This is a genomic window from Winogradskyella psychrotolerans (assembly GCF_018860545.1).
Taxonomy (GTDB): Bacteria; Bacteroidota; Bacteroidia; order Flavobacteriales; family Flavobacteriaceae; genus Winogradskyella; species Winogradskyella psychrotolerans_A.
Genome location: NZ_JAHKPN010000041.1, coordinates 58,464 through 82,277, shown reverse-complemented (window position 1 = coordinate 82,277; position 23,814 = coordinate 58,464). Strand labels below are relative to the sequence as shown.

At 33.9% G+C, this 23,814-nt stretch carries 23 protein-coding genes; 13 read left to right on the top strand and 10 right to left on the bottom strand.

What is annotated here, in order from left to right; all coding sequences use genetic code 11:
* Window positions 1-59: 59 nt before the first annotated feature.
* Complete coding sequence (locus KO515_RS14005; protein WP_215936962.1) at window positions 60-986, top strand: mechanosensitive ion channel family protein; 927 nt, start codon at window positions 60-62, stop codon at window positions 984-986.
* A gap of 5 nt (window positions 987-991) precedes the next feature.
* On the opposite strand, the gene KO515_RS14000 is transcribed toward KO515_RS14005, so the two are convergent.
* Together KO515_RS14000 and pta are read right to left on the bottom strand one after the other, a co-directional pair.
* Window positions 992-2,176 (bottom strand): acetate/propionate family kinase, encoded by a 1,185-nt coding sequence (locus tag KO515_RS14000; protein ID WP_252723879.1) that lies wholly within the window; start codon window positions 2,174-2,176, stop codon window positions 992-994.
* Window positions 2,177-2,187: 11 nt separating this feature from the next.
* Window positions 2,188-4,296 carry a phosphate acetyltransferase gene (gene pta / locus KO515_RS13995; protein ID WP_215936961.1) on the bottom strand — a complete coding sequence of 703 codons (2,109 nt, stop codon included), beginning with the start codon at window positions 4,294-4,296 and terminating at the stop codon, window positions 2,188-2,190.
* Between the two features lie 310 nt (window positions 4,297-4,606).
* On the opposite strand from pta, the gene KO515_RS13990 reads away from it, so the two are divergent.
* The gene (locus tag KO515_RS13990; RefSeq protein ID WP_215936960.1) at window positions 4,607-4,798 is read left to right on the top strand and encodes a cold-shock protein; all 192 of its coding nucleotides are present in this window, start codon (window positions 4,607-4,609) and stop codon (window positions 4,796-4,798) included.
* 82 nt (window positions 4,799-4,880) lie between these two features.
* Here KO515_RS13990 and KO515_RS13985 read toward each other — a convergent pair whose 3' ends face one another.
* Window positions 4,881-5,621 (bottom strand): acyl-CoA desaturase, encoded by a 741-nt coding sequence (locus KO515_RS13985; protein WP_215936959.1) that lies wholly within the window; start codon window positions 5,619-5,621, stop codon window positions 4,881-4,883.
* Between the two features lie 122 nt (window positions 5,622-5,743).
* A complete protein-coding gene (locus KO515_RS13980; RefSeq protein ID WP_215936958.1) occupies window positions 5,744-6,313 on the bottom strand; it encodes a Crp/Fnr family transcriptional regulator in 570 nt (189 codons plus the stop codon).
* A 202-nt stretch (window positions 6,314-6,515) separates the two neighbouring features.
* Between KO515_RS13980 and KO515_RS13975 the strand changes: the two genes are divergently transcribed.
* The 3 genes from KO515_RS13975 (at window position 6,516) to KO515_RS13965 (ending at window position 9,637) form a co-directional block, all read left to right on the top strand.
* On the top strand, window positions 6,516-6,764 hold the full coding sequence (locus KO515_RS13975) for a cold-shock protein (RefSeq protein ID WP_215936957.1): 249 nt from the start codon (window positions 6,516-6,518) through the stop codon (window positions 6,762-6,764).
* Window positions 6,765-6,977: 213 nt separating this feature from the next.
* Entirely contained in the window at window positions 6,978-8,321 is a 1,344-nt protein-coding gene (locus tag KO515_RS13970) for a DEAD/DEAH box helicase (RefSeq protein ID WP_215936956.1), read from the top strand.
* Between the two features lie 2 nt (window positions 8,322-8,323).
* Window positions 8,324-9,637: a DEAD/DEAH box helicase gene (locus KO515_RS13965; RefSeq protein ID WP_215936955.1), complete on the top strand. Its 1,314-nt coding sequence runs from the start codon at window positions 8,324-8,326 to the stop codon at window positions 9,635-9,637.
* 2 nt (window positions 9,638-9,639) lie between these two features.
* On the opposite strand, the gene KO515_RS13960 is transcribed toward KO515_RS13965, so the two are convergent.
* Window positions 9,640-10,380: an arylesterase gene (locus KO515_RS13960; RefSeq protein WP_215936954.1), complete on the bottom strand. Its 741-nt coding sequence runs from the start codon at window positions 10,378-10,380 to the stop codon at window positions 9,640-9,642.
* Window positions 10,381-10,408: 28 nt separating this feature from the next.
* On the opposite strand from KO515_RS13960, the gene KO515_RS13955 reads away from it, so the two are divergent.
* The 4 genes from KO515_RS13955 to KO515_RS13940 all read left to right on the top strand — a co-directional run bounded on the left by KO515_RS13955 (window position 10,409) and on the right by KO515_RS13940 (window position 16,348).
* Complete coding sequence (locus tag KO515_RS13955) at window positions 10,409-11,098, top strand: ABC transporter ATP-binding protein (RefSeq protein WP_215936953.1); 690 nt, start codon at window positions 10,409-10,411, stop codon at window positions 11,096-11,098.
* A 44-nt stretch (window positions 11,099-11,142) separates the two neighbouring features.
* Window positions 11,143-13,635: an ABC transporter permease gene (locus KO515_RS13950; protein ID WP_215936970.1), complete on the top strand. Its 2,493-nt coding sequence runs from the start codon at window positions 11,143-11,145 to the stop codon at window positions 13,633-13,635.
* 226 nt (window positions 13,636-13,861) lie between these two features.
* The gene (locus KO515_RS13945; RefSeq protein ID WP_215936952.1) at window positions 13,862-15,619 is read left to right on the top strand and encodes a tetratricopeptide repeat protein; all 1,758 of its coding nucleotides are present in this window, start codon (window positions 13,862-13,864) and stop codon (window positions 15,617-15,619) included.
* A gap of 204 nt (window positions 15,620-15,823) precedes the next feature.
* Window positions 15,824-16,348, top strand: a complete 525-nt coding sequence (locus KO515_RS13940; protein WP_215936951.1) for a hypothetical protein — start codon at window positions 15,824-15,826, stop codon at window positions 16,346-16,348.
* A gap of 90 nt (window positions 16,349-16,438) precedes the next feature.
* Here KO515_RS13940 and KO515_RS13935 read toward each other — a convergent pair whose 3' ends face one another.
* The gene (locus tag KO515_RS13935; protein ID WP_215936950.1) at window positions 16,439-17,779 is read right to left on the bottom strand and encodes an exonuclease domain-containing protein; all 1,341 of its coding nucleotides are present in this window, start codon (window positions 17,777-17,779) and stop codon (window positions 16,439-16,441) included.
* Between the two features lie 128 nt (window positions 17,780-17,907).
* On the opposite strand from KO515_RS13935, the gene KO515_RS13930 reads away from it, so the two are divergent.
* The gene (locus tag KO515_RS13930) at window positions 17,908-18,108 is read left to right on the top strand and encodes a CsbD family protein (protein ID WP_215936949.1); all 201 of its coding nucleotides are present in this window, start codon (window positions 17,908-17,910) and stop codon (window positions 18,106-18,108) included.
* A 69-nt stretch (window positions 18,109-18,177) separates the two neighbouring features.
* Here KO515_RS13930 and KO515_RS13925 read toward each other — a convergent pair whose 3' ends face one another.
* Both KO515_RS13925 and KO515_RS13920 read right to left on the bottom strand, forming a co-directional pair.
* Window positions 18,178-19,143 carry a sugar phosphate isomerase/epimerase family protein gene (locus KO515_RS13925; protein ID WP_215936948.1) on the bottom strand — a complete coding sequence of 322 codons (966 nt, stop codon included), beginning with the start codon at window positions 19,141-19,143 and terminating at the stop codon, window positions 18,178-18,180.
* A 150-nt stretch (window positions 19,144-19,293) separates the two neighbouring features.
* Entirely contained in the window at window positions 19,294-19,815 is a 522-nt protein-coding gene (locus tag KO515_RS13920) for a 5' nucleotidase, NT5C type (protein WP_215936947.1), read from the bottom strand.
* Between the two features lie 142 nt (window positions 19,816-19,957).
* Here KO515_RS13920 and KO515_RS13915 point away from each other — a divergent pair, with 142 nt between their 5' ends.
* Window positions 19,958-20,134 carry a hypothetical protein gene (locus KO515_RS13915; protein WP_215936946.1) on the top strand — a complete coding sequence of 59 codons (177 nt, stop codon included), beginning with the start codon at window positions 19,958-19,960 and terminating at the stop codon, window positions 20,132-20,134.
* A gap of 294 nt (window positions 20,135-20,428) precedes the next feature.
* Here KO515_RS13915 and KO515_RS13910 read toward each other — a convergent pair whose 3' ends face one another.
* Together KO515_RS13910 and KO515_RS13905 are read right to left on the bottom strand one after the other, a co-directional pair.
* Window positions 20,429-20,722 carry a hypothetical protein gene (locus tag KO515_RS13910; protein WP_215936945.1) on the bottom strand — a complete coding sequence of 98 codons (294 nt, stop codon included), beginning with the start codon at window positions 20,720-20,722 and terminating at the stop codon, window positions 20,429-20,431.
* A 116-nt stretch (window positions 20,723-20,838) separates the two neighbouring features.
* Complete coding sequence (locus KO515_RS13905; protein WP_215936944.1) at window positions 20,839-21,570, bottom strand: NUDIX hydrolase; 732 nt, start codon at window positions 21,568-21,570, stop codon at window positions 20,839-20,841.
* Between the two features lie 243 nt (window positions 21,571-21,813).
* Between KO515_RS13905 and KO515_RS13900 the strand changes: the two genes are divergently transcribed.
* Entirely contained in the window at window positions 21,814-22,695 is an 882-nt protein-coding gene (locus tag KO515_RS13900) for a hypothetical protein (protein ID WP_252723877.1), read from the top strand.
* 42 nt (window positions 22,696-22,737) lie between these two features.
* A complete protein-coding gene (locus KO515_RS13895; RefSeq protein ID WP_215936943.1) occupies window positions 22,738-23,802 on the top strand; it encodes a substrate-binding domain-containing protein in 1,065 nt (354 codons plus the stop codon).
* The last annotated feature ends 12 nt before the right edge of the window (window positions 23,803-23,814 follow it).

Sequence of the window (23,814 nt, the reverse complement as noted above, 5' to 3'; positions counted from 1 at the left end):
ATTCTTATTTTTAGAAATACGAATTGTTGAAATATTACAAAAGAGGAAATTAATATTACATGACAATAGCACTACAAACAGCCACAGAAACCCTTACAAAATCTATCCAAAATTATTACTATGGATTGTTAGAAATTTTACCGAGAATAGCTCTAGGTATACTGGTTATTGTAGTAGGAGTACTTATTGCTAGACTATTAACTAATATTTACAAAAAACGTATATTAAAAAAAGCAGAAGACCCTTTAATGGCTAGGTTTCTAGTGCAAGCCATTAGGATTATCTTTGTTTTAATTTCTATTTTATTAGCATTAGAAGTCGCTGGTTTAAGTGGAGTAGCAACAGGAATATTAACAGCAGCAGGTGGAGCAGCTATTGTTTTAGGATTTGCGTTTCAGGATATTGGTAAAAACTTTTTAGCTGGAATAATTTTAGTTTTCAACAGACCATTTAATGTTAACGATACTATAAAGGTAGGTGAATTATTTGGGAAAGTAAAAGCTTTAAATTTTAGATATACACATATAAAAACATCCGATGGACGTGATATTTTTGTACCGAATAGCGACGTGTTGACAAAAGCAGTTGAAAACTACACTGCTGATGGTTACTTTAGAAATGAATTCACTGTAGGTATTGGTTATGAAGATAATATTGAGGGAGCTAAAAAAGCCATTCAAGATATATTAGAAAACCATCCCGAAATTGTCCATGATGATGTTCACGATAATTTTGTAATTGAAAACGAACTATCGGCGAGTACGGTTAATCTAAAAGTCTTTTTCTGGGTAGAAACTTTAGATTATAGAAAGTCATCTAGAATATTACGAGGACTCATAATTAAACAAGTTAAAGAGGTACTCGATGACGAAGGATTTAATCTTCCTGCCAATGTTACAGAGCTTAAATTATATAAGAATGAGGAAGACATTCCGTTAAAAGTTCGAAAGGATCCTCGTGATTATGGATTTGAAAAATCTAAATAAAAGTTCTAATTTACGAGATGAAAGGCCTGTTTTGCAATTTCTAATTCTTCATTAGTTGGAATAATTAGAATTTTAGTTGTAGACGTTTCAGTATTAATTTCTCTCAATGTTTTTGATCGTAATTCATTTTTAGAAATATCCAAGTCAATTCCAAAGAAGTCCATATCCTCACAAACTAATTGACGAATAACACTTGAGTTTTCCCCAATTCCTGCTGTAAAAACAATAGCATCTAAACCATTCATCGCAGCTGTATAAGCGCCAATGAATTTTTTTATTCGATAAGTATTTATGGCTAAGGCTAATTGGCATTCTTTATTACCATTAGAAGCTTCCCGTTCTATATCTCTTAAATCGGAAAACCCCGTTAAACCTAACATACCACTTTCTTTATTAACTAACGAACTGACTTCATCAAGTGTATACCCCAAATTATTGACTAAATAGAATATTACGGCATGATCAATATCTCCAGCTCTTGTTCCCATTATAAGACCATTAGATGGTGTAAACCCTAAACTGTGATCTATACTTTTGCCATTGACAACCGCTGTCATACTGCAACCATTGCCTAAGTGAATTGTGATCATCTTAGACGATTTTAGTTTTAAATAGTCGAGTGCTTTTTCAGTAACATATTTATGACTTGTTCCATGAAACCCATAAACTTGAATCTGATGTTCGTTATAAAGTGAATTAGGTAGCGCATATTTTTTAGCTTTTTCTGGCAAGGTTTGAAAAAACGCGGTGTCAAAAACAGCGACTTGCTTCGCATTAGGAAACAATTGTTCGGCCACGATAATCCCTTCAAGATTATTAGGGTTATGTAAAGGGGCTAAGGAACTATAGCTTTTAATGTCCTGTTTTACGACTTCTGTAATTAAAGTTGTATCTGAAAATGAATTACCACCATGAACCACACGATGTCCTATAACATCAATTTCATCGGCATTTTTTATGACTCCTTTTTCAGAATCCAATAATAAATCTTCGATATGTTTTAAGCCTTGATTGTGATCTTTTATGCTTTCAATTTGTTTAAGATCTACATGCTGCGTTTTATAATTAAGAATGGCATCGTCTTCACCTATGCGCTCCACTAAACCACTGCAAACTAATGTTTCAGAGGGCATTTCTATTAATTGGAATTTAATCGAAGAACTCCCTGAATTTATAACTAATATATTCATTATTATACGTTTTATAGACCTTGTGCTTGGATTACGGTAACAATAACCGTATTAAAAATATCATCTGTTGTACAACCACGACTCAAATCATTCACGGGTTTATTTAAACCTTGAATTATGGGTCCAATAGCTAAAGCTTTGGTCTCACGTTGTACGGCTTTGTAGGTGTTGTTTCCAGTATTGAGATCAGGAAAAATAAAGACATTGGCTAGTCCTGCCACCTCCGAATCTGGAAGCTTCGTTTTTCCTACTTTAATATCTACAGCAGCATCATATTGAATTGGGCCTTCAACTTTTAAATCTGGTCGTTTAGATTTTATAATATCTGTGGCTGTTCTAACACGTTCTACGTCCTCACCAACACCAGATGAACCTGATGAATAAGACAACATAGCTATTTTTGGATCTATGCCAAAGGCCATACTAGTTGCCGCAGACGAAATCGCAATTTCCGCTAATTGCTCAGAATTTGGATTTGGATTAATAGCACAATCACCATAGACAGAAACACGATCTTCTAAACACATAAAGAATACGGAGGACACAATAGAGGTTTCTGGCCGTGTTTTAATAAACTGAAGGGCTGGAAGAATAGTGTGCTGCGTTGTATGTACTGCACCAGATACCATACCGTCTGCATCACCTTTATGTACCATCATAGTTCCAAAATAGGAGACATCTTCCATTAAATCTTTAGCCATCGCTAAATTTACATTTTTATGTTTTCTGAGCTCATAAAGTGTATTAGCATAAACTTCAAAATTTTCGGACTCAATAGGATTGACAACATTTACACGACTTAAATCTAAATCAATATCGAGCGCTAATAGTTTAGCTTCAATTTGCTTTTTATCACCAAGTAACGTGATGTTTACGGCATCTACATCTATCAATTGTTTGGTAGCTCTTAAAACACGTTCATCTAAACCTTCAGGTAAAACAATATGCTTTTTATTTAAGCGCGCACGTTTTAATAGATTATACTGAAACATCCTTGGAGTCACTCCTTTGGTTTCAAATGTAATAAGGCGCTCCACAAGGGCTTCAGATTTTACATGTTTTTCAAAGTCTTTAATAGATGTTAGAATCTTTTGAGTGTTTTCAGCATAAATTTGAGATTTTATAGCACCGATACTATTTGTTACCGAAAATGTGCCTCGTTTAGCAGAAATAATTGGAACTACATCAGAAAGCCCTTCGATAAGTTTTATTATAGAATCTTCCGGCTTTAAACCTCCAGTTAATACAATACCAGAAATAGAAGGGTAGTTCTCCGAAATATTAGCTTGTAATGCTCCTAAAATTATATCAGCTCTATCACCAGGAGTAATCACTAAAGCATTATCTTTTAAATGTGTTAGATAGTTCCGCAACTGCATGGCACCAACACTATAATTACCTGCTTGATTATTAATGTGTGCTTCACCAAAAAGAACTTCAGCATGAAGCTCCTCAACAATTTCTTTTATCGATGGATTAGCCAAGATAGGATTTAACGGAATGGCATTAACGATGATACCTGCTGGTAAATTCTTTTCTATTTCAGAAACTATAAAATCTTGATGTTGTTCATTGACTTTATTCGCTATAACGGATAAGACTTCTACACCTTTATCTTTAAAAGAATCGAATGCCATATGTAGATTACCAATGAGTTCTTCGATAGTTTTACCTATACCATTCACAATAATTATAGCTGGAACACCTAAATTTTTAGCTATCAATACATTGATATCAAATTCAATAATAGAGCCTTCTCCTACAAAGCTACTACCTTCAACTAAGACAAAATCAAAACGCTCTTCAATAGCTTTATATTTATCGATAATTTTGCTTATAATTTTATCATCATTATTGTCATTCTTCATTTTAATCACTTCACTTCGAGTAAAAGCATAAGCGTCTTCAAATGTTAAATCGAGATTGAAATACGTAATAACGGTGTTAATATGATTATCAATCTTTCCTGGTTCAAAATCATCTACTATTGGTCTGAAATAGCCTACTTTAGCTGCTTTCCCAAGTAATAATTGCATTAATCCAAGTGAGATTATGGATTTACCACTATTGGGTTCTGTTGTGGCAATATAGATAGCCTTGTTAGTTGCTTTTTTATTCATCTATTGATGTATGTATTTAATACTAAATGTAAAATCTTGTACAAAATTAAAACTTTTGACTTGCAAAGCTATGAGATATATCATGTTTTAGATGGATACGTCGCTTAAAAAGATAGGTGAATTCTATTTTAATCTGACACCTAAAAGGTAATGCATTAATTTGAATATTAAATCATATAGCCTGTTGAGAAAATGTCAACTTTGAACCCAATTAAGAAACGTCTAAAAATAAGTCCATTTAAAACTTGTATGTTTCAAAAATGACATCATCTTTGTTCCCTACAATTTATATAAATAAAATTACATTACAATGAGTAAAGGAACAGTAAAGTTTTTCAATGATACCAAAGGATTCGGGTTTATCACTGAAGAAGGAGTTGACAAAGATCATTTTGTACACATCTCTGGATTAATTGATGAAATTCGTGAAGGCGATGAAGTTGAGTACGATCTTGAAGACGGTAAAAAAGGATTAAACGCAGTAAACGTAAAAGTTATCTAATACATATACTTCAAAGTTTAAGAAAAAGCCCATCAATTATGATGGGCTTTTTTATTTTGTACACTTAATAATAATAAAGATATTAATTTTTTACTTTAATAGGTTTTAAATGAATGACACCTACAGCATCTAATAATTTTATAATGACGTAAGTCATATCTATTTCATACCATTTAAAACCAAAATTAGCTCTACTAGCATGTTTATGATGGTTATTGTGATATCCTTCTCCCATCATTAAAAAATCGAATCGGAATAAGTTTTTACTCGTGTTTTTCATTTTAAAGTTTACATAGCCGTAAATATGACCAAACCAATTAATGATCACTCCGTGAATTGGCGCCATTAAAAATGTAATAGGTAATAATAACCATTGCCACCACGATGTTACAAATATTGCGAAGAATAAAACATATAATGAAATCCAGACTAATCTCGAAAATCGAGAACTCGCAAAACGATCAAACGATTTCCATTGTGGTACATTTTTAGTAAACCTTTGGTCTACTGAAATACGTTGTTGATTTATATCTTGATAAATGGTTTTTGTTTTCCACATCATTTCAAACACATTTGCATCATACGATGGGGAATGAGGATCCTTTTCAGTATCTGTATAAGCATGGTGCATGCGATGCATAATTCCGTAGCCATACGCACTTAAATAACTAGAGCCTTGAAAAATCCATGTTAAAACAAATGTGATACGCTCCATAGTTTTAGACATCGTAAATACTTGGTGCGCAGCATAGCGATGTAAAAAGAACGACTGAAAAAAGAGACCACCGTACCAAAGTACCAAAACAAAAAGAAGTATAATCATAGCTTTTTTTTGCAAAGATAAGAGGACACTAAGTGTCAAACAATGAACTTAAGTCAATAAAAATTGAATTGTTTTAAGGTATATGCCATTACATATTTCAGAAACCATGACCCTAAAATTTATTAAACACGTTTCCTTATTCTGCTTAAGGCTTGTGCCGTAATACCAATATAAGAACTAATATATTTTAATGGAATAATCTTTAGAAGCTCTGGTCGCTCTTTAAACAATTTCAAATAACGTTCCTCTGCTGTAAGATTTAATAAATTTTGTTCACGACTAGATTTCAATAAAAACAGACGTTCTGCCGTTAATCTTCCTATTAAATTTCCTATTTGGGTCGTTTTATAAACATCTTGTAAATCGGCATAGGTAATACTCAACAAGGTCGTTTCTGAAAGTGCTTGCAACTGATAAGCAGAAGGTGTCTGCGTTAAAAAAGAATCATAAGCACTTATAAATTGATCCTTAAAACTAAACCCAAAAGTGATTTCTTTATCCGGATTATCCTTTGGAATAAATAAGCGAACTACACCAGACTCTATAAAAGAAATATGATTCTCTATGTCGTTGGTTTTTAGAAAAACAGTCTTCTTTTTTATGACGCGTCGTTGCAGTTTAGATGTAAAAAATTCCCAATCCGATGGCGATATCGTTGCTAGTTGATCTAAGTAAGCTTTTATTTGTTTCACGCTTTTAGGGCTATTTATCAAGATGGTAAAGATAAGAATTCATACAACCTTTAAAATAAAAAGCAATGATAAAGAATTATAAAATATGAAGTCTTTCTTACAAACTCTATTATTTATGCTATTTTTGTAACGTGAATTAATAAAAGTAGTACGAACAATAATATATTGCTTTTTAAACCCTTAAATAAAAATTTAAAACAAAATGATGATTAGAAATTTCATAAATAAATTATTTAATCTTAATAAAGTAAGTGAAACAAAAGAAGGCACCGTGAAATTTTTTAATGCAAAAAAAGGTTTTGGATTCATTACACTTAAAGATTCTAAAGATGAAATATTTGTTCACACTACTAATGTTGTTGGTAAAATAAGAGAAAAAAACAAAGTCACGTTTAATATAGAAAAAGGCAAAAAAGGTTTAGTTGCTACTAATGTGCGTGTCATAAAATAATGTTTTAAGTAGCATTATATCTTATACAACCATCTTATGATGGTTTTTTTATTTCTCAAATATTACACTAGGTTGTTAAGAATCTAATGACTGACAAACAAATAGCGCAATAATCTTTCAATAGGCATTTTAAAATTGTAAATCGGTTTATTCTATCGGTTTATTCTTCAAATAGCAAGAACGGTATTCATACCTTTGCAAAAAGTATTTTATATGTCTAAAGGTTTTTCCGATTTAGGAATTAAAGAACAGCTACAAAAAGCACTAGCTGAATTACAAATTTCAGTTCCAACTGATATTCAAGAGAAAACAATTCCTGTAGTCTTACAGCAAGCTAATGATGTGGTGGCTTTAGCAAAAACAGGAACAGGAAAAACAGCGGCTTTCGGACTTCCATTATTAGAATTAGTGGATCCCAGCAACACCAATATACAAGCCGTAATCCTTGCTCCAACGCGAGAATTAGGACAACAGATTAGCACGAATTTATCTGCATTCGCCAAGTACTTACCAGAAATTTCTATTGCAACAGTATGTGGAGGTATTCCTATAAAACCACAAATTGAACGCTTGCAAAGTACCACACATATCGTTGTAGCCACACCTGGCCGTTTAGCCGACTTAGTAAAACGAAATGCCGTTGATATTTCTAAAATCGCTTATTTTATTTTAGACGAAGCGGATGAAATGATGAGTGCTTTAAAAGAAGGTCTTGATGCTATTATCAAAGAAATCCCAAAAAAGAGACGCACGTTATTGTTTACGGCAACCATGCCAGGAACCATAAAGCAATTGGTTCAAAATTATATGTCTAAGCATGTGGTTCATATTGAAGCAGATATGACTACTGTTGGACATCAAGGTATTGACCATCAATTTATAGTGGTAGAACCTATTGAAAAATTAGATGTTTTATTACATTTCTTAAATTCTAAAGTCGGACAACGTGGTATTATTTTTTGTAAAACCAAAGCTGCTGTCAATAAATTGGCTAAAAATTTAGCCATTAATAAATTCTCTTCGGGTGCCATTCACGGTAGTTTAACCCAAGGCATTCGCGATCGGATTATGGGGCAGTTTAGAGAAGGTCATATTGACATTTTAGTGGCTACAGATTTAGCAGCTCGTGGATTAGATATTAAAGATGTGGCATATGTTATTAATTATCATTTGCCTGACACTTATGATGCTTACGTGCATAGAAGTGGTAGAACGGCTAGGGCAGGAGCAAAAGGCTTAGCTTTAACTATTCTGCAACAAGAAGAAGTCATTGATATTGATGACTTTGAGGACGAATTAGGCATCCGTTTTTCAGAATTAAAGAAAGCTGACACTCAAAGTATTGAAGAGAATAAAACTTTACTTTGGGCTAAAAAAATATTTAAGACCAAGCCCAATCGTAGTATTTCTGAACAATTAAGAAAAGAGGTAAGGACGGTATTTCATCATTTAACAAAAGAAGAATTGATTGAAAAAGTATTAGCCTACCAGTTGGCGCAAACCACATTAGCATCTGCAAAACCTGACGGTACTAAACCTAAGAAAAAGAAAAAATAGTTATGGCAAATAACATCAAAGCACAGCAAGATATACTTGAAAAATTGAATATCTATGCGCTTAACCCAATGCAAGAATCTGCTTTAGCATCTATTGAGGCTAATGATAAAACTATTTTATTATCTCCGACAGGAACAGGTAAGACCTTAGCATTTTTATTACCGCTTTTAGAAACTTTAGATCCTGAATGTGAAGACGTACAAGCCCTTATTATTGTACCTTCTAGAGAATTAGCGATTCAAATTGAAACGGTCATTCGTGATATGGGGTCTGGGTATAAAGCTAATGCGATTTATGGTGGTCGTGCAATCTCGAAAGACAAAATAGAATTGAAACACACTCCTGCTATTTTAATTGGTACACCTGGACGTTTAGCGGATCATTTTGAACAGGCACGCTTTACGACGAAATTCATTAAAACATTGGTTATTGATGAATTTGATATTTCAATTGAAGTTGGAGCAGGAGGGGAAATGAAAGACATTATGAGTTACTTAGCTAATGTCACTAAGCGCATTCTGACCTCCGCAACACAAGGTGCTTCAATTCCAAAGTATTTAAGAATGGATGGAGCTAAGACCTTAAATTTCTTATCGGAAAAACCGAACTCTAAACTCGAAATTAAAACGGTAGTGTCACCATCTGCCAATAAGCATAACACCTTAGTCGATTTATTACATCACGTAGGCAATGAACCTGGTATTGTATTTTGTAATAAAAAAGAACGCCTCGAAGATTTGAGTCGATTTTTAGATAAAAAGAACATTGCGCATACCTGTTTTTATGGAGGTATGGAACAACACGATCGCGAACGTGCTTTAATAAAATTAAGAAACGGAAGTGTGTCTATACTTATTGCTAGTGATCTAGCATCACGAGGAATTGATATTCCAGAAATGAGTTATATTATTCACTATGAAATTCCAGATGCCTACCAAGAATATACCCATAGAAATGGAAGGACTGCACGTGTCAATGCAAAAGGAACAGCCTATTTGATTAAAGGAGACCGAGAAGTTTTTCCTGAGTTTATTGAAAATTCTAAAACGATTAGAATAAATGCTTCTGGCGATATAAAACCTCCGTTCTGGACCACTTTATTTATTTCAGGTGGACGAAAAGATAAAATATCCAAAGGTGATATTGCTGGTTTATTTTTTAAACAAGGGCAAATCAATAAAGATCAATTAGGTGTTATAGAGTTAAAACAAGATTGCGCTTTCGTTGCCGTACCTGTTACTATCGCTGATGATTTGATTGCTAAACTGAACAATTCACGATTAAAGAAAAAGAAAGTCCGCGTAACACTTATTTAAGATCAAAGCAAAGGCTCTAAAACGTCCCACACCGTATTTGCTAGAATTTTATGTCCTTCAACCGTAGGGTGGATACCATCATTTTGGTTAAGTTCTTTTATGCCTCCAACATCTTTCAAGATAAAGGGAATGAATGCTAAGTCATTTTTTTCTGCAATATCTATAAAGATTTGTTTAAAACCACTGGTGTATTCTTGGCCCATATTTGGTGGTAACTGCATACCAGCTAATACAATTTTAGTTGCAGAGTTTTTAGACTTTACAGCATCTATAATAAATTGAAGGTTCGTGGCTGTTTCAACAAGATTTACGCCACGAAGTCCATCGTTAGCCCCTAACTCTAATAGAAAGATATCAATATCTTGATTTAGAATCCAATCAATTCTTCCTTTTCCTCCTGCTGTTGTTTCTCCGCTAACCCCAGAATTAATAACCGTATAATTTAAATCTAAAGAATCAATTTTCTGCTGTAATATGCCAGGAAAAGCATCATTAGTATCATCCAATCCATATCCAGCTGTGATACTGTCTCCAAAGCATAAAATGGTTTTTGTAGTTGATTCTGTAGTCGTTGTTTCCTCTATGTGTTCCTTTGGTTGGCTTTGGGTAGTTGTGTTTTCCGACTTACTCTCTCCACAAGCAACCATTAAAAACGCTGTTATAATATAACAAAACTTTAAGAGTTTAGAATCCAATGAAATTGGTGTATTTAAATGCAAATGATTATTTTCAGCCTTCGACATAAAGTGTCTTATTAAATTAAAAATTGATATGCCAAAGATATTAAACATAACCGGTCTAGAAAAAACATATTCTAGCGGTAACAAACAATTAACAGTCTTACAAAACATTTCATTTGACGTAGAAAAAGGACAAACGTTTTCTATAGTTGGCCCTTCAGGAAGTGGAAAAACAACGTTACTAGGTTTGTGTGCAGGTTTAGATCAACCAAATTCTGGCAGCATTGAACTTTGTGGCGAGGATTTAAAAAATCTTAATGAAGATGAACGCGCACAATTACGGAATAAAAATGTAGGCTTTATATTTCAAAATTTTCAGTTATTACCGACCCTTACCGCACTTGAAAATGTAAGTGTACCTTTAGAATTACAAGGTAATAAAGACGCTGTTAAAAAGAGTTTGGATTTACTAGAAAAAGTCGGTTTAGGAGATCGTGTGCATCACTATCCGTCACAGTTATCTGGTGGCGAGCAACAACGTGTGGCTTTAGCGAGGGCTTTTGCTAATGCGCCTTCCATTTTATTTGCTGATGAACCAACAGGGAATTTAGACGAAGAAACTGGAGAAAAAGTGATTCAACTTTTATTTGAGCTGAATAAAGAAGCCGGAACGACTTTAGTCATTATTACACACGATTTAGATTTAGCCAACCGAACACAACAAATTTTACGACTTAAAGGTGGCCGAATTTTAACCAACGAACGTACTGCTGTTCTGTAAACATTCCTCTAAACATGAATAAAAATACAACCTGGCTTTTTAAAATGGCTTGGAGAGATGCCAAAGCGAGCAAAGTTCGTTTATTGTTATTTATGGCATCTATAATTTTAGGTATTGCGGCTGTAGTATCTATTCAATTATTTAGCTCTAATCTTAAAGATAACATAAAGCTTCAATCTAAAGCCTTAATGGGTGCCGATTATACTATTGACACCAAGCAAGAACCTACGGAACGCGCACAAGCCATTATAGATTCTTTACAACCCGATGCTAAGGAAATTAGCTTTGTATCCATGATCGCTTTTCCTAAAAATGGAGGCACCAAGTTAGTTAAGGTACGTGGCTTAAGCGGAGATTTTCCATTTTATGGCACTATAGACAGCCAACCGAAGGCTGCGGCAAGTACGTATCAAGATTTAGGAGGAGCCTTGGTTGATGCCACATTAATGCTACAATTTGACGTAAAGGAAGGTGATTCTATAAAAGTAGGAGCGATAACACTTCCGATTTCAGGAGCATTAAAAGCCATTCCAGGAAGCACAGCTATTTCAACATCTGTGGCGCCAACAATTGTGATTCCTTATCGGTTTATTGAAGACACAGGACTTTTACAATTTGGAAGTCGAAAAGAATATCAATTTTTTTATAAAGCTAAACAGCCTTTAGATTTAGACCAGTTTGAAAAAATTATCGATCCGCAATTAAAAGCTGAAGAAGCCGATTTAGATACCCATACAAGCACTAGTGAACGTCTTGGAAGACGTTATGACAATGTCGGCAAGTTTCTTAACCTTGCCGCTTTTATAGCCTTATTATTAGGATGTATTGGAATTGCAAGTTCGGTTCATATCTATATAAAGGAAAAACTAAAAGCCATTGCGGTATTAAAATGTATGGGAGCTTCGCGACTCCAAAGTTTTTTGATTTTTCTGATTCAAATTGCAGGTATAGGTATTGTTGGAGGTTTAATTGGATCGTTGATTGGTGTTGGCATCCAAGAATTGTTTCCGTATTTATTAAAAGATTTCTTACCGTTTGCTGTTGAAATTTCCATCTCGCTTCAACCCATATTGATAGGTGTATTTCTAGGTTTATTTATGTCAGTGTTATTCGCATTATTACCGTTACTTAGAACCTGGTATGTCTCACCTTTAGATGTTTTACGTGTTGATGAAAACGGAGCGCAAGAACCAATTAAAGTGCGTGTAGCAGTGATAGGAGCGGTCCTATTATTTCTATTCTTATTTTCTTTTTGGTTGCTTAATGACGTCGTTTATGCCTTAGGTTTTATGTTGGCGACATTAATCGCTTTTGCGGCTTTAGCAGGTGTGGCCTCTTTGTTTATTTTAGGTATTAAAAGGTATTTTCCAAAGCGTTGGGGTTTTACAGCACGTCAAAGTTTATTAAATCTATTTCGACCAAACAATCAAACCGTTGTTTTAGTTGTCGCTATTGGTTTAGGAACCTGTTTAATTAGCACGTTATATTTCACAAAAGATATATTGCTAGCTAAAACCGAAGTAGGGCAAAGTGATGACAATGCTAATATTATCATTTTAGATGTACAAACGGATCAGCAAGATACTATTGAACAACGTATAAAAGCAAAAGGTTTACCTGTGGTTAATAGCATCCCTATTGTTACCATGCGTATACATAAAATAAAAGGTCGACTAGCGAACGAATTACGACAAGACTCAACGAAACAGATGCGTAATTGGATCCTTAATCACGAATTTAGAAGTACGTATCGTGGTGAGATGATTGATTCCGAAGAACTTTTAGAAGGAGAATGGACAACACATACCACGTCTAATGATACCATACTCGTTTCTATTGCAGACAATCTGGTAGAAGACGGTATAAAAATTGGTGACGCTATTACTTTTAATGTTCAAGGTGTCCTTATGGAAACTAAGGTGGGTAGCATTCGAAAAGTTGATTGGCGACAATTGCAGCCTAATTTTAATTTTGTATTTCCTATGGGTGCTTTAGAACAGGCACCGCAGTTTCGAGTGATATCCACGAATGCTGTAGATGAAGCCACTTCTGCAGCATTACAACGTGACTTAGTAGCAGAATTTCCCAATTTATCTATCATAGATTTACGACAGGTTTACACCATCATAGAGAACATATTAGATAAAGTGTCTTGGGTGATTAATTTTATGGCCTTCTTCAGTATTATTACAGGAATAATTGTATTAATAGGATCTGTACGGACGAGTAAATACCAACGTATTAAAGAAAGTGTTCTCTTAAGAACCCTTGGTGCTAAAAATGCGCAGATTTTGAAAATTTCAGCTTTAGAATATTTATTTTTAGGCTTATTAGGTAGTTTGGTTGGGATTTTATTAGCCTTAGTGAGTAGTCTTTGTTTGGCGCTTTTATTATTTAAAGAACCGTTTACACCGTCATTGATTCCGTTTTTAGTGTTTTTACCAGGTATTACTCTGTTGGTTTTGGGAATTGGTTTGAGTAATATACGATCTGTGCTACAAAGTTCTCCTTTGGCTGTACTTCGGAAAGAGGCCTAATGCCATTTTAAACATAATCTGTAAGCTTAACGTAGCCCTTTTTATTTGATGTAAGAATTTTCAATAGCAAACCCGCTTATGACCCGCTTATGACCCGCTTAAGATGCGCTTATGACCCGAGTGTGCGTATCCTATCTTTTTTTTAGGGGATTGGCTTCATTAAAAGTTCTCTTTTAGGTTCTTAGAAAATAAGTATCTTTAGACCGATCCAACCTATTGATAATTCATGCTTAAGTTTTATACATCACTGGTATTTGTAATATTAACAGCACACGCTTTATTATGGTCACAAAACACCACACTCACTAGCGACACGCCTTTTAAGCAATATGAGGAAATCAGTAAGCTGATGGCTTCAATTTCTCCAGAAGAAGATATAAAAACGTTTCGACGTGCTTCGTTTTCAGATGTTCAAATGCAGCGCTATTTATCACTACATTTTAAACGTTTAGACTTATTAGATGATATTCAAGGGCATACAGCATTCGTTTTAGATAGTTATTTGCATTCTGGTAATTGGTTTAGAGCGGTGGGGTTTCCGAAGGAGTCTATAAAATCATATCTCGACTTCTTTCAATATTATGAAACGCATGAAGACGCGTTAACTGCAGTTCAGCGTGAAGGCTATAGAAATATGCGAAGTTACGCGCGCAGTATTCTCGCGGAAAACTATGCCAAATTGGGTTTATTGGATAATGCCGCTCTACAGTATAAAAAAAATATAGCGTTTACTAAAAACTTAAATTACATTTATCATCCTTCGAGCTTAAATAATTATGGTCTATTTTTCTACTGGTATAAAAAGGATTTAGATTCTGCCATGTATTTTTTTGATCGTGCTTATAAGTTAACACAATCTAAATTTCCAAATCACACATTAAATGGAAGTATTCGCGATAATATTGCAGATATTTATATAAAACAGCAATCCTACGACAAAGCCTTACCTCTATATGAGCAAAATTTTGATTTTTTTCAATCCGCTATTAATGAAGAAACCCTAACAAAAGACATTCCCAGGTTAATTAGTGCTGGTTCGCAGCTCGTCACAACTCTTACACACTTAAATCAATTAGAAGCAGCACAACACCATTTTAAGACTTTAGACTCTATTACAGCATCTGAGGAGGCTAATGTTAACAGCACCATTAGTTCTAAATTAGAATTTTTAAACGCTAAAGAAATTTTACTACGTGCACAACATAATATTCCAGAAGCCTACAATACAGTAAAAGAGATAGCACATGTTTCTGATAGTTTACAAGCCCTTTCTAATCATGCAGACAAAAAATGGCAAGAAGAATTAAATGATATCACTATAGATAGAATCGAATTAAATTTTAAAATAGACCGTATTCAAAAAGAAAATATGATTAAAAGTCAAAGCGCTAAACTGTGGTTTATAGGACTTTTATCTTCTATTTTTATCATACTATTAGTTGCAATTATCATCAGTAGGAGACAGCATTTAATTAACGCTAAGAATAAGCAATTACTTGCGGAACAAAAATTTGAAAACACGGCATTAAAAGTTAAGCAGCTTAATTCGGAAATTAAATCTAAAGAACGTGACTTGTCTGATTTCGCCATAAAATTGACACATGATCAAGATTGGGCCAAATCTCTAGCAGAACAATTAAAAGTAATTAAACAAGCCCATTCTGAAGAACGTCCAAAACTTATTAATGCTCTCGATGTTGAGATTTCAAATAAAATTAGTGTGGATAGCGATACACAAGAATTCTTTGAACGCCTAGATAAATTAAGTGATGCTTTCTATAGTAAGCTCATTGAGCAGTATCCAAACTTGAGTAAAAACGAGATTAGACTTTGCTCGTTAATTCGTTTAAAAATTGAAAGTCGAAGCATTGCCACCCTTCAAAATATAACGTTAGCCTCCTTAAATACGAGTCGTTATCGGTTAAGAAAAAAACTAAACCTCTCCGAAGACACTGATTTAGATTCTTTTATTCAAAATATTTAAACTGTTGATTTACAAGTTTTTAAATCTATAAATATCACGTTGTCTATTAAATGTCTATGGCCTGTTCATTAGAGGTCTATACCTATTATATGGCTTTAAGCAACATAGCTTCTACATTGCAGTGTTCTACATAAACAACGCATTTCTGTAGAAAGAGCTTTAACCATTTTAATTATTCAGTATAACTCTAAAATCGTATCACTAATGAAATCATGTCTTTTCGGTTTAATTTTTTTAGGACTAACCAACCTTAGTACAGCACAACAGGACTTGGCCATGGAGACCTTTCAATTAAATGATGAAAATTATACTCCACGTCATATTTCTATTCCTAATGAACATTATCTCAACTTAGAACTTGAAGCTACTCAACCTTTAGCAATCAGCATAAAAAAATTACAGAAAGTAGCCGCAGAGTTTGATGTGACTAAAGATCCTGTTTACAGTAAACGTAAGTCTATGACGTATACCGTTAATTTCAAATCTAACGAAAATCATATTACGGCAGTTTATGATACTGATGGTATTATTCTCAATTCTAAAGAATATTACGAAGACGTAAGGTTACCATTAAAAATCAGCAATCAAGTCGCAAAAGATTATCCAGGATGGGCTTTCCATAATAGCAAATGTGCAGTTAACTATGACTCTAGTAACGGTTCTGTAATTACCTATACTATAGTTTTAAAAAAGAAAAATAAACATAAATCTATTTCCCTAACGATTTAGTATTTGCAACTTATTTTTCTTACTTGAAAACAGTACATTTTGTGCTGTTTTCTGTTTTTGATCTACAACTATTTCGTAGTCGCTTTCACTTTATTGAACGTTTAGAATATAAGGTCGTAAGATTTTCTGAATATCAATATTGTTTTTCTGAGCAATAAGATGCGCGTTTAAATCATCAATATGAGTAATCTGTTCGTCATGATCTATAAAGCCATACCCTAAATAGTCACCACCTTTAATCATGACAAAAGCGGCTTCATTAGCATGTCTACCTTTTTCTTTTAAAATGATATCTTCCTTTTGATTAGACATAGCATGTATAGCTTCAAGCACTCTATTATTATAACTTTCTACCGATTCTTCATCCTTACATACCCCTTTACAGTTTTGAATGCTATAATGTGAACATTCCGAAACCGATTCTTGTAAATGGCAATATTTAGGACATAAGTTATAGGTCGCACAGAGCTTCTCCATATAAGATCTTAAATCTCTAATATTAAAAAACGTGATAATAGGATTAGGAACCAAACGCCCTTTATTATTCGCCAAGTGAAGAATGCCTTTTCGGTCTTCGTATGAGAATACAGCAAAAGACTGCACTGTACGCTTGGCCACTTTATTATAAATTGGAAAATGATGTTTTATGGCTGCATCTTCCATTAATAAAGCGATAAGTTCACTTCCTGAAACTTCAAAATCAATATCACCAATTTCTCTTACCATGTCTTGCGACTTTTTGGTCTTGCTATAGAAATGACTCAATACTCGTTTTTTAAGGTCTTTAGCTTTCCCTACATAAATAACCTTTCCTTTTTTATCCTTAAAATAGTAAATACCTGCGGCATGTGGCAAGGCTTCAAATGTGGCTTTTGGTAGGTTAGGAGGTAAGGTCGCTTCTCTAGAATTCTTGTTTAAAAATTCTTTAAACACCTCAGAAGCTTCGGTTTGCTCTAATAATAATTCAAATAGAATGACGGTCGCTTCTGCATCACCTCTGGCGCGGTGTCTTCCCAATAAATTAATATCTAAAGCATTACATAATTTTCCTAAACTATACGATCGATGACCTGGTAATAACCGTCTTGATAGACGCACCGTACATAATTTTTTTCGTGTGAATTCTAAGCCAATACGTTTAAACTCACCATGAATAACATTATAATCAAAGTTGACATTGTGTGCTACAAAAATGGTGTCTTCTGTAATGTCCAAAATATCTTGTGCAACGGCTTCAAAACGAGGAGCATCTGCCACCATATGGTCATCAATTCCTGTCAGTGCTGTGATATGTTGAGGAATGTATGTTTCCGGGTTTACTAATGATGTAAACTCATCAATTACAGTATGGCCATCGTATTTAAATATAGAAATTTCAGTTATGCGATTACTTTGCCCTGTGGTTTCAACATCGATGATGGTATAAATCATTTAATTTTTCTTCCTTTTGTTTGAATCAACAACTAAATCAATAGCGTTAATACATCATTCTTAATTCTTTTAAATTTACAGTAGTAGACTATAGTGGTTTACTTTAATAACTTAAAAATATAGAAATTATGTCTAAACCATGGCAAGATAAAGCAAAAGGAAATTGGAATATAGCAAAAGGTAAAATAAAACAAAAGTGGGGAGAACTTACTGATGATGATTTAGATTACCAAGAGGGAAAAGAGGATGAAATTGTTGGCCGAATTCAAAAGAAAACAGGCGAGACAAAAGAAGACGTCAACCAATTTTTAAATGATTTAAAGTTTTAAAACTCCCTCGTTTTAAAACAACAGAAAATCCTGTGTTTCGCAGGATTTTCTGTGCTCCAAAGCAATTGGTTATGCGTATTTCCATGTGTCTCTAATAAACTGAAGGTCACGTTTCATATAATTAAAGACTTCTTCTTTACGCATACTTAAAGTGGACTGTCCTTTTTCTGCACCTCCCAAGTCATATTCAAGATGCAAGGATACCGGAACGTTGATGTTATACAGTTTTAATAATGAGAAGTAGCGCTTAAAATCGACCATACCTTCACCAAGTGGCACATTTATAATACTCCATTTACCATCTTTAAGTCCCCATTTAAAATCCTTAATGACAATGGCATTGATGAAGGGTTCAATACGCTGTAAGCCTAATTCCCAACTTTGAGCTCCTTCTAAAACGGCATGTCTTATATCATATTGACACCCTAAGAAATGTCCTTTTGTAGCTTCTAAGATGGGTAATAAGTCCCAAATAGCAGCTCCAACATATTTGCCGGAGTGATTTTGATAACCGCCTATTAATCCCAATTTTTTATTGAACTGCTCCAATGCTTTGGCTTGCTGTCCAAAAAATGCTTGACTCTCTGTAATGGATTGCTCATCTGGGTATCTTAACCAATCGGTTCGGTAATGTGTAAATCCTAATTGACTTGCTGTTTCTAAAACAGTTTGATGTATAGCGTTATTAATATCCCAAACATTAGTAGTCATTAACTTAGGCTTTAAACCGTGTTTAATCATGGCTTCAACCGCTTTGGGTAAATTGTCTTTTACCTGCTCTGGTAGCACATGTCCTTTTCTCCGCACAGTAAGATCTAAGCCGTCAAACCCCATGTTCAATGCGGCTTCCGACATGTTATTATAATTGAGAAATTGCAAATGTTTAGAAAACAAATGCACCTGAAGTGCTTTCTTCGGTGCTGAATCTAAGGCTTCAAAGCTGTTTTGAAATCCTAATAAAGGTAGAGCTGCAATTCCCAGTGCAGAGAGTTTGGCAAAATCTCTTCTCGAATACGTGTTTGGATGCTTACTCATTATATTGTGCTCTTGGTACTATGTTATTATGCACAACAAGTTACTGTCTTTAAATGAGATATTGAAATTTGGATGTTGATAGTTCTACAAGCTGTCTGGATTTATGCTTTGTAGAGATTTCTATGGCTGCTTTAAGAACTTTATACCCTTTTACAATAAACGTTCTGCAATTTCTAACCACGTCGCAACACGTGTATAACCCGTGTCGTGTACATTATGAGGAGAATTAAATAACAGCGTATCTCCTTCAAATTTTTCTAAATTATAGGTTCTATCATCAATTAAAAGGTCGCCGTTTAAAATAAACTTATCTCCACACATAATGCGGTGTTGCCATGTGATAAACGGCATGTGTTCATCTAGCCATTCACTTTTTTCAAATAAGGAATTTGGAAACTGCGTTGCTGCTGTAGCAATATAAACCTCATGTTTGCTGTATAAAGCTTCCATGACTTGTATGGCGTCTTTAATCGGCTCTAAATCCCGAAAGAAACCAGGTTGCAATGCGTGATCTTTAATACTTTTTTGGTGTATTTCTGGAACGTTATGCCATATTTCACCAGAAGTAATTTGATTAATATGTAATTCTGCTTTGTGCTCTTTATTATAAAATTCGATGTGCTTACCATAGGTGTCGGCCAACACATCGTCCATATCTACAAATATTGTCATTGGGATGTTTTTTATGTAAAGTTCTTCATTATGGGTTGAAACGCCAAGTGAAAGTAAGTTATTTAATATTAATTTAATGTTTTGGGCGATTTCTTGAGTTTATTGTTTTTATCGTAGCTTTAAATGATAAAGTGTAAAATCGATGAAGTTTCTAAAATATGCAACTACCATAAGGCTGTTTATTTTTCAAACGGCACAATCCCAAACTTTTGTAGATGATGTAGAAAGAGTAGCGATTGTTGTTATAGATTATTGTGTAGATGAAAACACTTATTGGTATAAAGCTATTATAGTATCTGAATTTACAGTACCTTGTTAAGGTAAGTCAACCTTATTCATAGCTCATTATTTCTGAAAATCGTTGATTCCGACCCCATCGGAATTTAGGTGTTGATTGTGTGCTTTGGTCAAGCTTTTACTTAAAACTTAGAGCTTTATTTCAACAAAAATATTTATGATTGTATAATGCCAGTCAGTTCGAGTGTTTTGCTCTCGAAAGGTTTCGAGAAAGCAAAATTTATCGAGAACACTGTTTTTATCATAATCAATAGTTCTCGATACAATCCAACAAAAAGTTGGATTACTCGAACTGACGAATCGTATAGATTTGAAACTATTTATCAGTGTCGTTATCGATATTTAATTCCAAGTTTTCGTTATGTGCACTTCCAAGACTATGGTGTCTATTTTCTTCATCGGGATGTCTATCGTTTGTCAATGGTCTTGCATTACTACCTCCGGGAATATCTAAATTTTTAGCAGCAAAATCGGGCTCATTTGGACGCTTTTTTAATAATTGATCATCACCATTATCTTGTCTTAGGTTTCCACATTTGTCTCCCAGTATTTTTTTATCGTCTTCTGTAATATCTGAATTGTATGGTACTTTTTTGTCTTCACTTTTCATAATTTCTAATTTTTAAGATGTCATCAAATCTAAAAACTATCAAGCAGAATTATTGACTGAGAAACTTAAAACCTTAATGCTTTTACTATAGTCCGAACCCTTATAACAGTGAATGTTTAAATATTAATTAAATAATTTTTTTCAAACATTTTCTCATATATATCCTTGCTAAACATATAAAGTTGTGATGGTTTTTTAGAGACCCCAACTTGTTTCTCGTTTAATGGAATAATGTACTTTTTATTAATAAGCTTACGCCTGAAGTTGCGGTTATCAATTTCTATTCCTAGGATAGATTCATACAAGTCTTGCACATCATTGATAGTGAATTTATCTGGAAGTAATTCAAATATAATAGGTTCTGCAAGGCATTTTATTTTTAAATCTTCATGCGCCTCTTTGATAATTTTTTTATGATCAAAGCCTATGTCTGGTAAATCCTTCAATGGAAACCATTTTGCATTATTCTTATTGTCTTCTAAGGAAACGTCTTCGGTATTCAACAAAAAATAATATGCCACTGTAATGGTTCTGCTATGAAATTCTTCGTTTTCAATCCAAAGCAAATCCTTTTCGCTTGTTAAACGATCTGGATTTCCAAAGGCCTTAAATTGCTTTTTATATTGGTTGGTTAAGCCAGTTAATTCTTTTAAAACCCTAGTCGCTGTATCATCTAAGGTCTCATGTGTATACACGTGATATCCTGTTAACACATAATCATCCACTAAAACATCTCCTTTAGATTCTAAATATCGTTTAATCAATAAAACGTTTAATGATTTAGAATTGATATCGTATCCAAATACGACACAATCCACAGATATGTTCAATATTTTTTCAAGTTTCATAGATTCCTTTTTAAATAAATTCATACTCAAATACCTTATTAAGCGTCAAAAGTACATTAGCAATATTACTACTTTTTATTGAAACAACAACAGTAAATTTATCAATATAGAGCATATTATTGATAATTTAACATATAAATTTGCGTAAAAATTAGGATTTATAGAAATTTTTATAATACATTTGAAAAATAAACGTAAAAATGACGTTTATAAAATTTAGCGTTGATTAACACCTCTTTTAAAATGGAAGCACTAGCAACAAGATTATCAATTTCAAATTTTTACTTAGAAGAACGAAAACGATTTAGTGTCGTCGTTACAGCAATAACCATTGTAATGTTATTTGCATGCAACGTTACATTTGCTCAAACTGAGGTTATAGAAGACAACCAAAAAGAGGAGTATTCACCAGTGAGTATTAGTGCACACTTAAAAAATATGCACACATGGCATGGTTTTGTAGTGCATCCAGGTGCTGTAATTGCATCGAGTATTGAATACAACACAAGGAATAAAAAATTCACATTTGGTTTTTGGGGCGGAGCAAGTTTTTCTACAGTAGATGTTGATCATATTGTGACCGGTGAAAATGAAAGCGCTTATTATAAAGAAGTATCCATCTACACAAAATATCGTTTTTCTGATAGATTTTTTATTGAAGCGGTCACACATAATAATTACACCGGAGTAGAAGAACGTGGAGATAAATTAGAATATTGGAGCTATGATAAAACCCAAGGCTACAACTTTGTAGATCTTAACTTTGGGTATAACGTTACACCAAACACACTATTATATTTTGCAACAATTCTAGGTGGAGGTTCAGGAGATTATGAGCTACAAGAGAATGGTGACTTAGAAAATTCTTGGACCCATTATTTTGAAGTGAATAGTAAGATCTGGCAAAATACAGATTCTAGTCTATCCTTATTTGCTGGCGGAGCTTGGTCGTTTATTACAGACAAAACCTTTTACACTGAAGGAGCAGGAAATATTATCAATGTCGGCGCCACTTATAACAAACAGTTTGACGTATTACAACACACCATCCCGGTTGATGTCACACTAATGTGGAACCCAGAACAAGAAAAAACAGTGATACAATTAGACGTCACCTTGTTTTAATTAAATACCCTTAACTTTAATAGCATTCTAAATATTAAAATTATGACATCAAAATCTTCGAAATTCAATCTTAAAACATGGTGCTTTCCATTCGTACTGCTTTTAATGGTTTTTACATTAAATAGTTGTGCAGAACAACTTGGAGATGCAGCATCGACTTCAGAGTCTTCAGAAACTATTGGTGACATTATACCAAGTGAGATAGATCTTACCGGTAAAAAAATAGGCTATTGTTCACCCTCTTTAAATGCTCCGTATTATCAAGCGTTGTGGCAAAGTATAAAATCTACTACTGAGAAAAATGGTATGCAGTTTTTATCTGCAGATGGTCAAGATGATATCAATAAGCAGATTGCCGCTGTAGAAGATCTAATTACTAAAGGAGTGGATGCATTATTATTAAACCCTAAAGATCCAGATGCTTTAGTTGGTGTTACTAAAATGGCTAAAGCTGCTGGTATACCTGTTTTTATTATTGATAGTTCTATTAGTCCTGAAGCAGAATTTGTTACCACCATTCAATCTAACAATTTGGCAAATGGCGAATTGGCAGGGGAGTGGTTAGCGAAAAAGTTTGGAAACCAACCTATGAATATTGCTTTACTGAGCGGTAATGCTGGGAATCCGGTAGGACTTACCCGTAAGCAAGGTTTACTACAAGGTATTACGGAAGAGCAATTACGGACGCTCGGAAAAATTAATTTAAATGTAAAAACCCAAGCTTATACAGAATGGTCTTACGCTGGTGGTTTAAAAGCCATGGAAGATATTTTAGTAGCGCATCCAGATGTGAATGTGGTCATTACAGAATCTGATGTCTGTGTATTAGGCGCCATCAAAGCCATTAAGCAAGCTGACAAAACCGATGATATTTTAATCGTCGCTGGAGCGGATGGGCAAAAAGAAGCCATTAAATACATCATGGAAACCGATTTTTATGGCTGTACAGCTATGAATAGTCCTGTGCAAATCGGAAAAAATGCTGTGAAATTTGCTGTGGAACACATGAATGGAAGAGATGATTTTGATAAGAAGTCATACACCGCCCCCTTATTGATCACCAAAGAAAATGCAGCTCAGTATTACAATCCTAACGCCATATTTTAATAGCTCATTGCC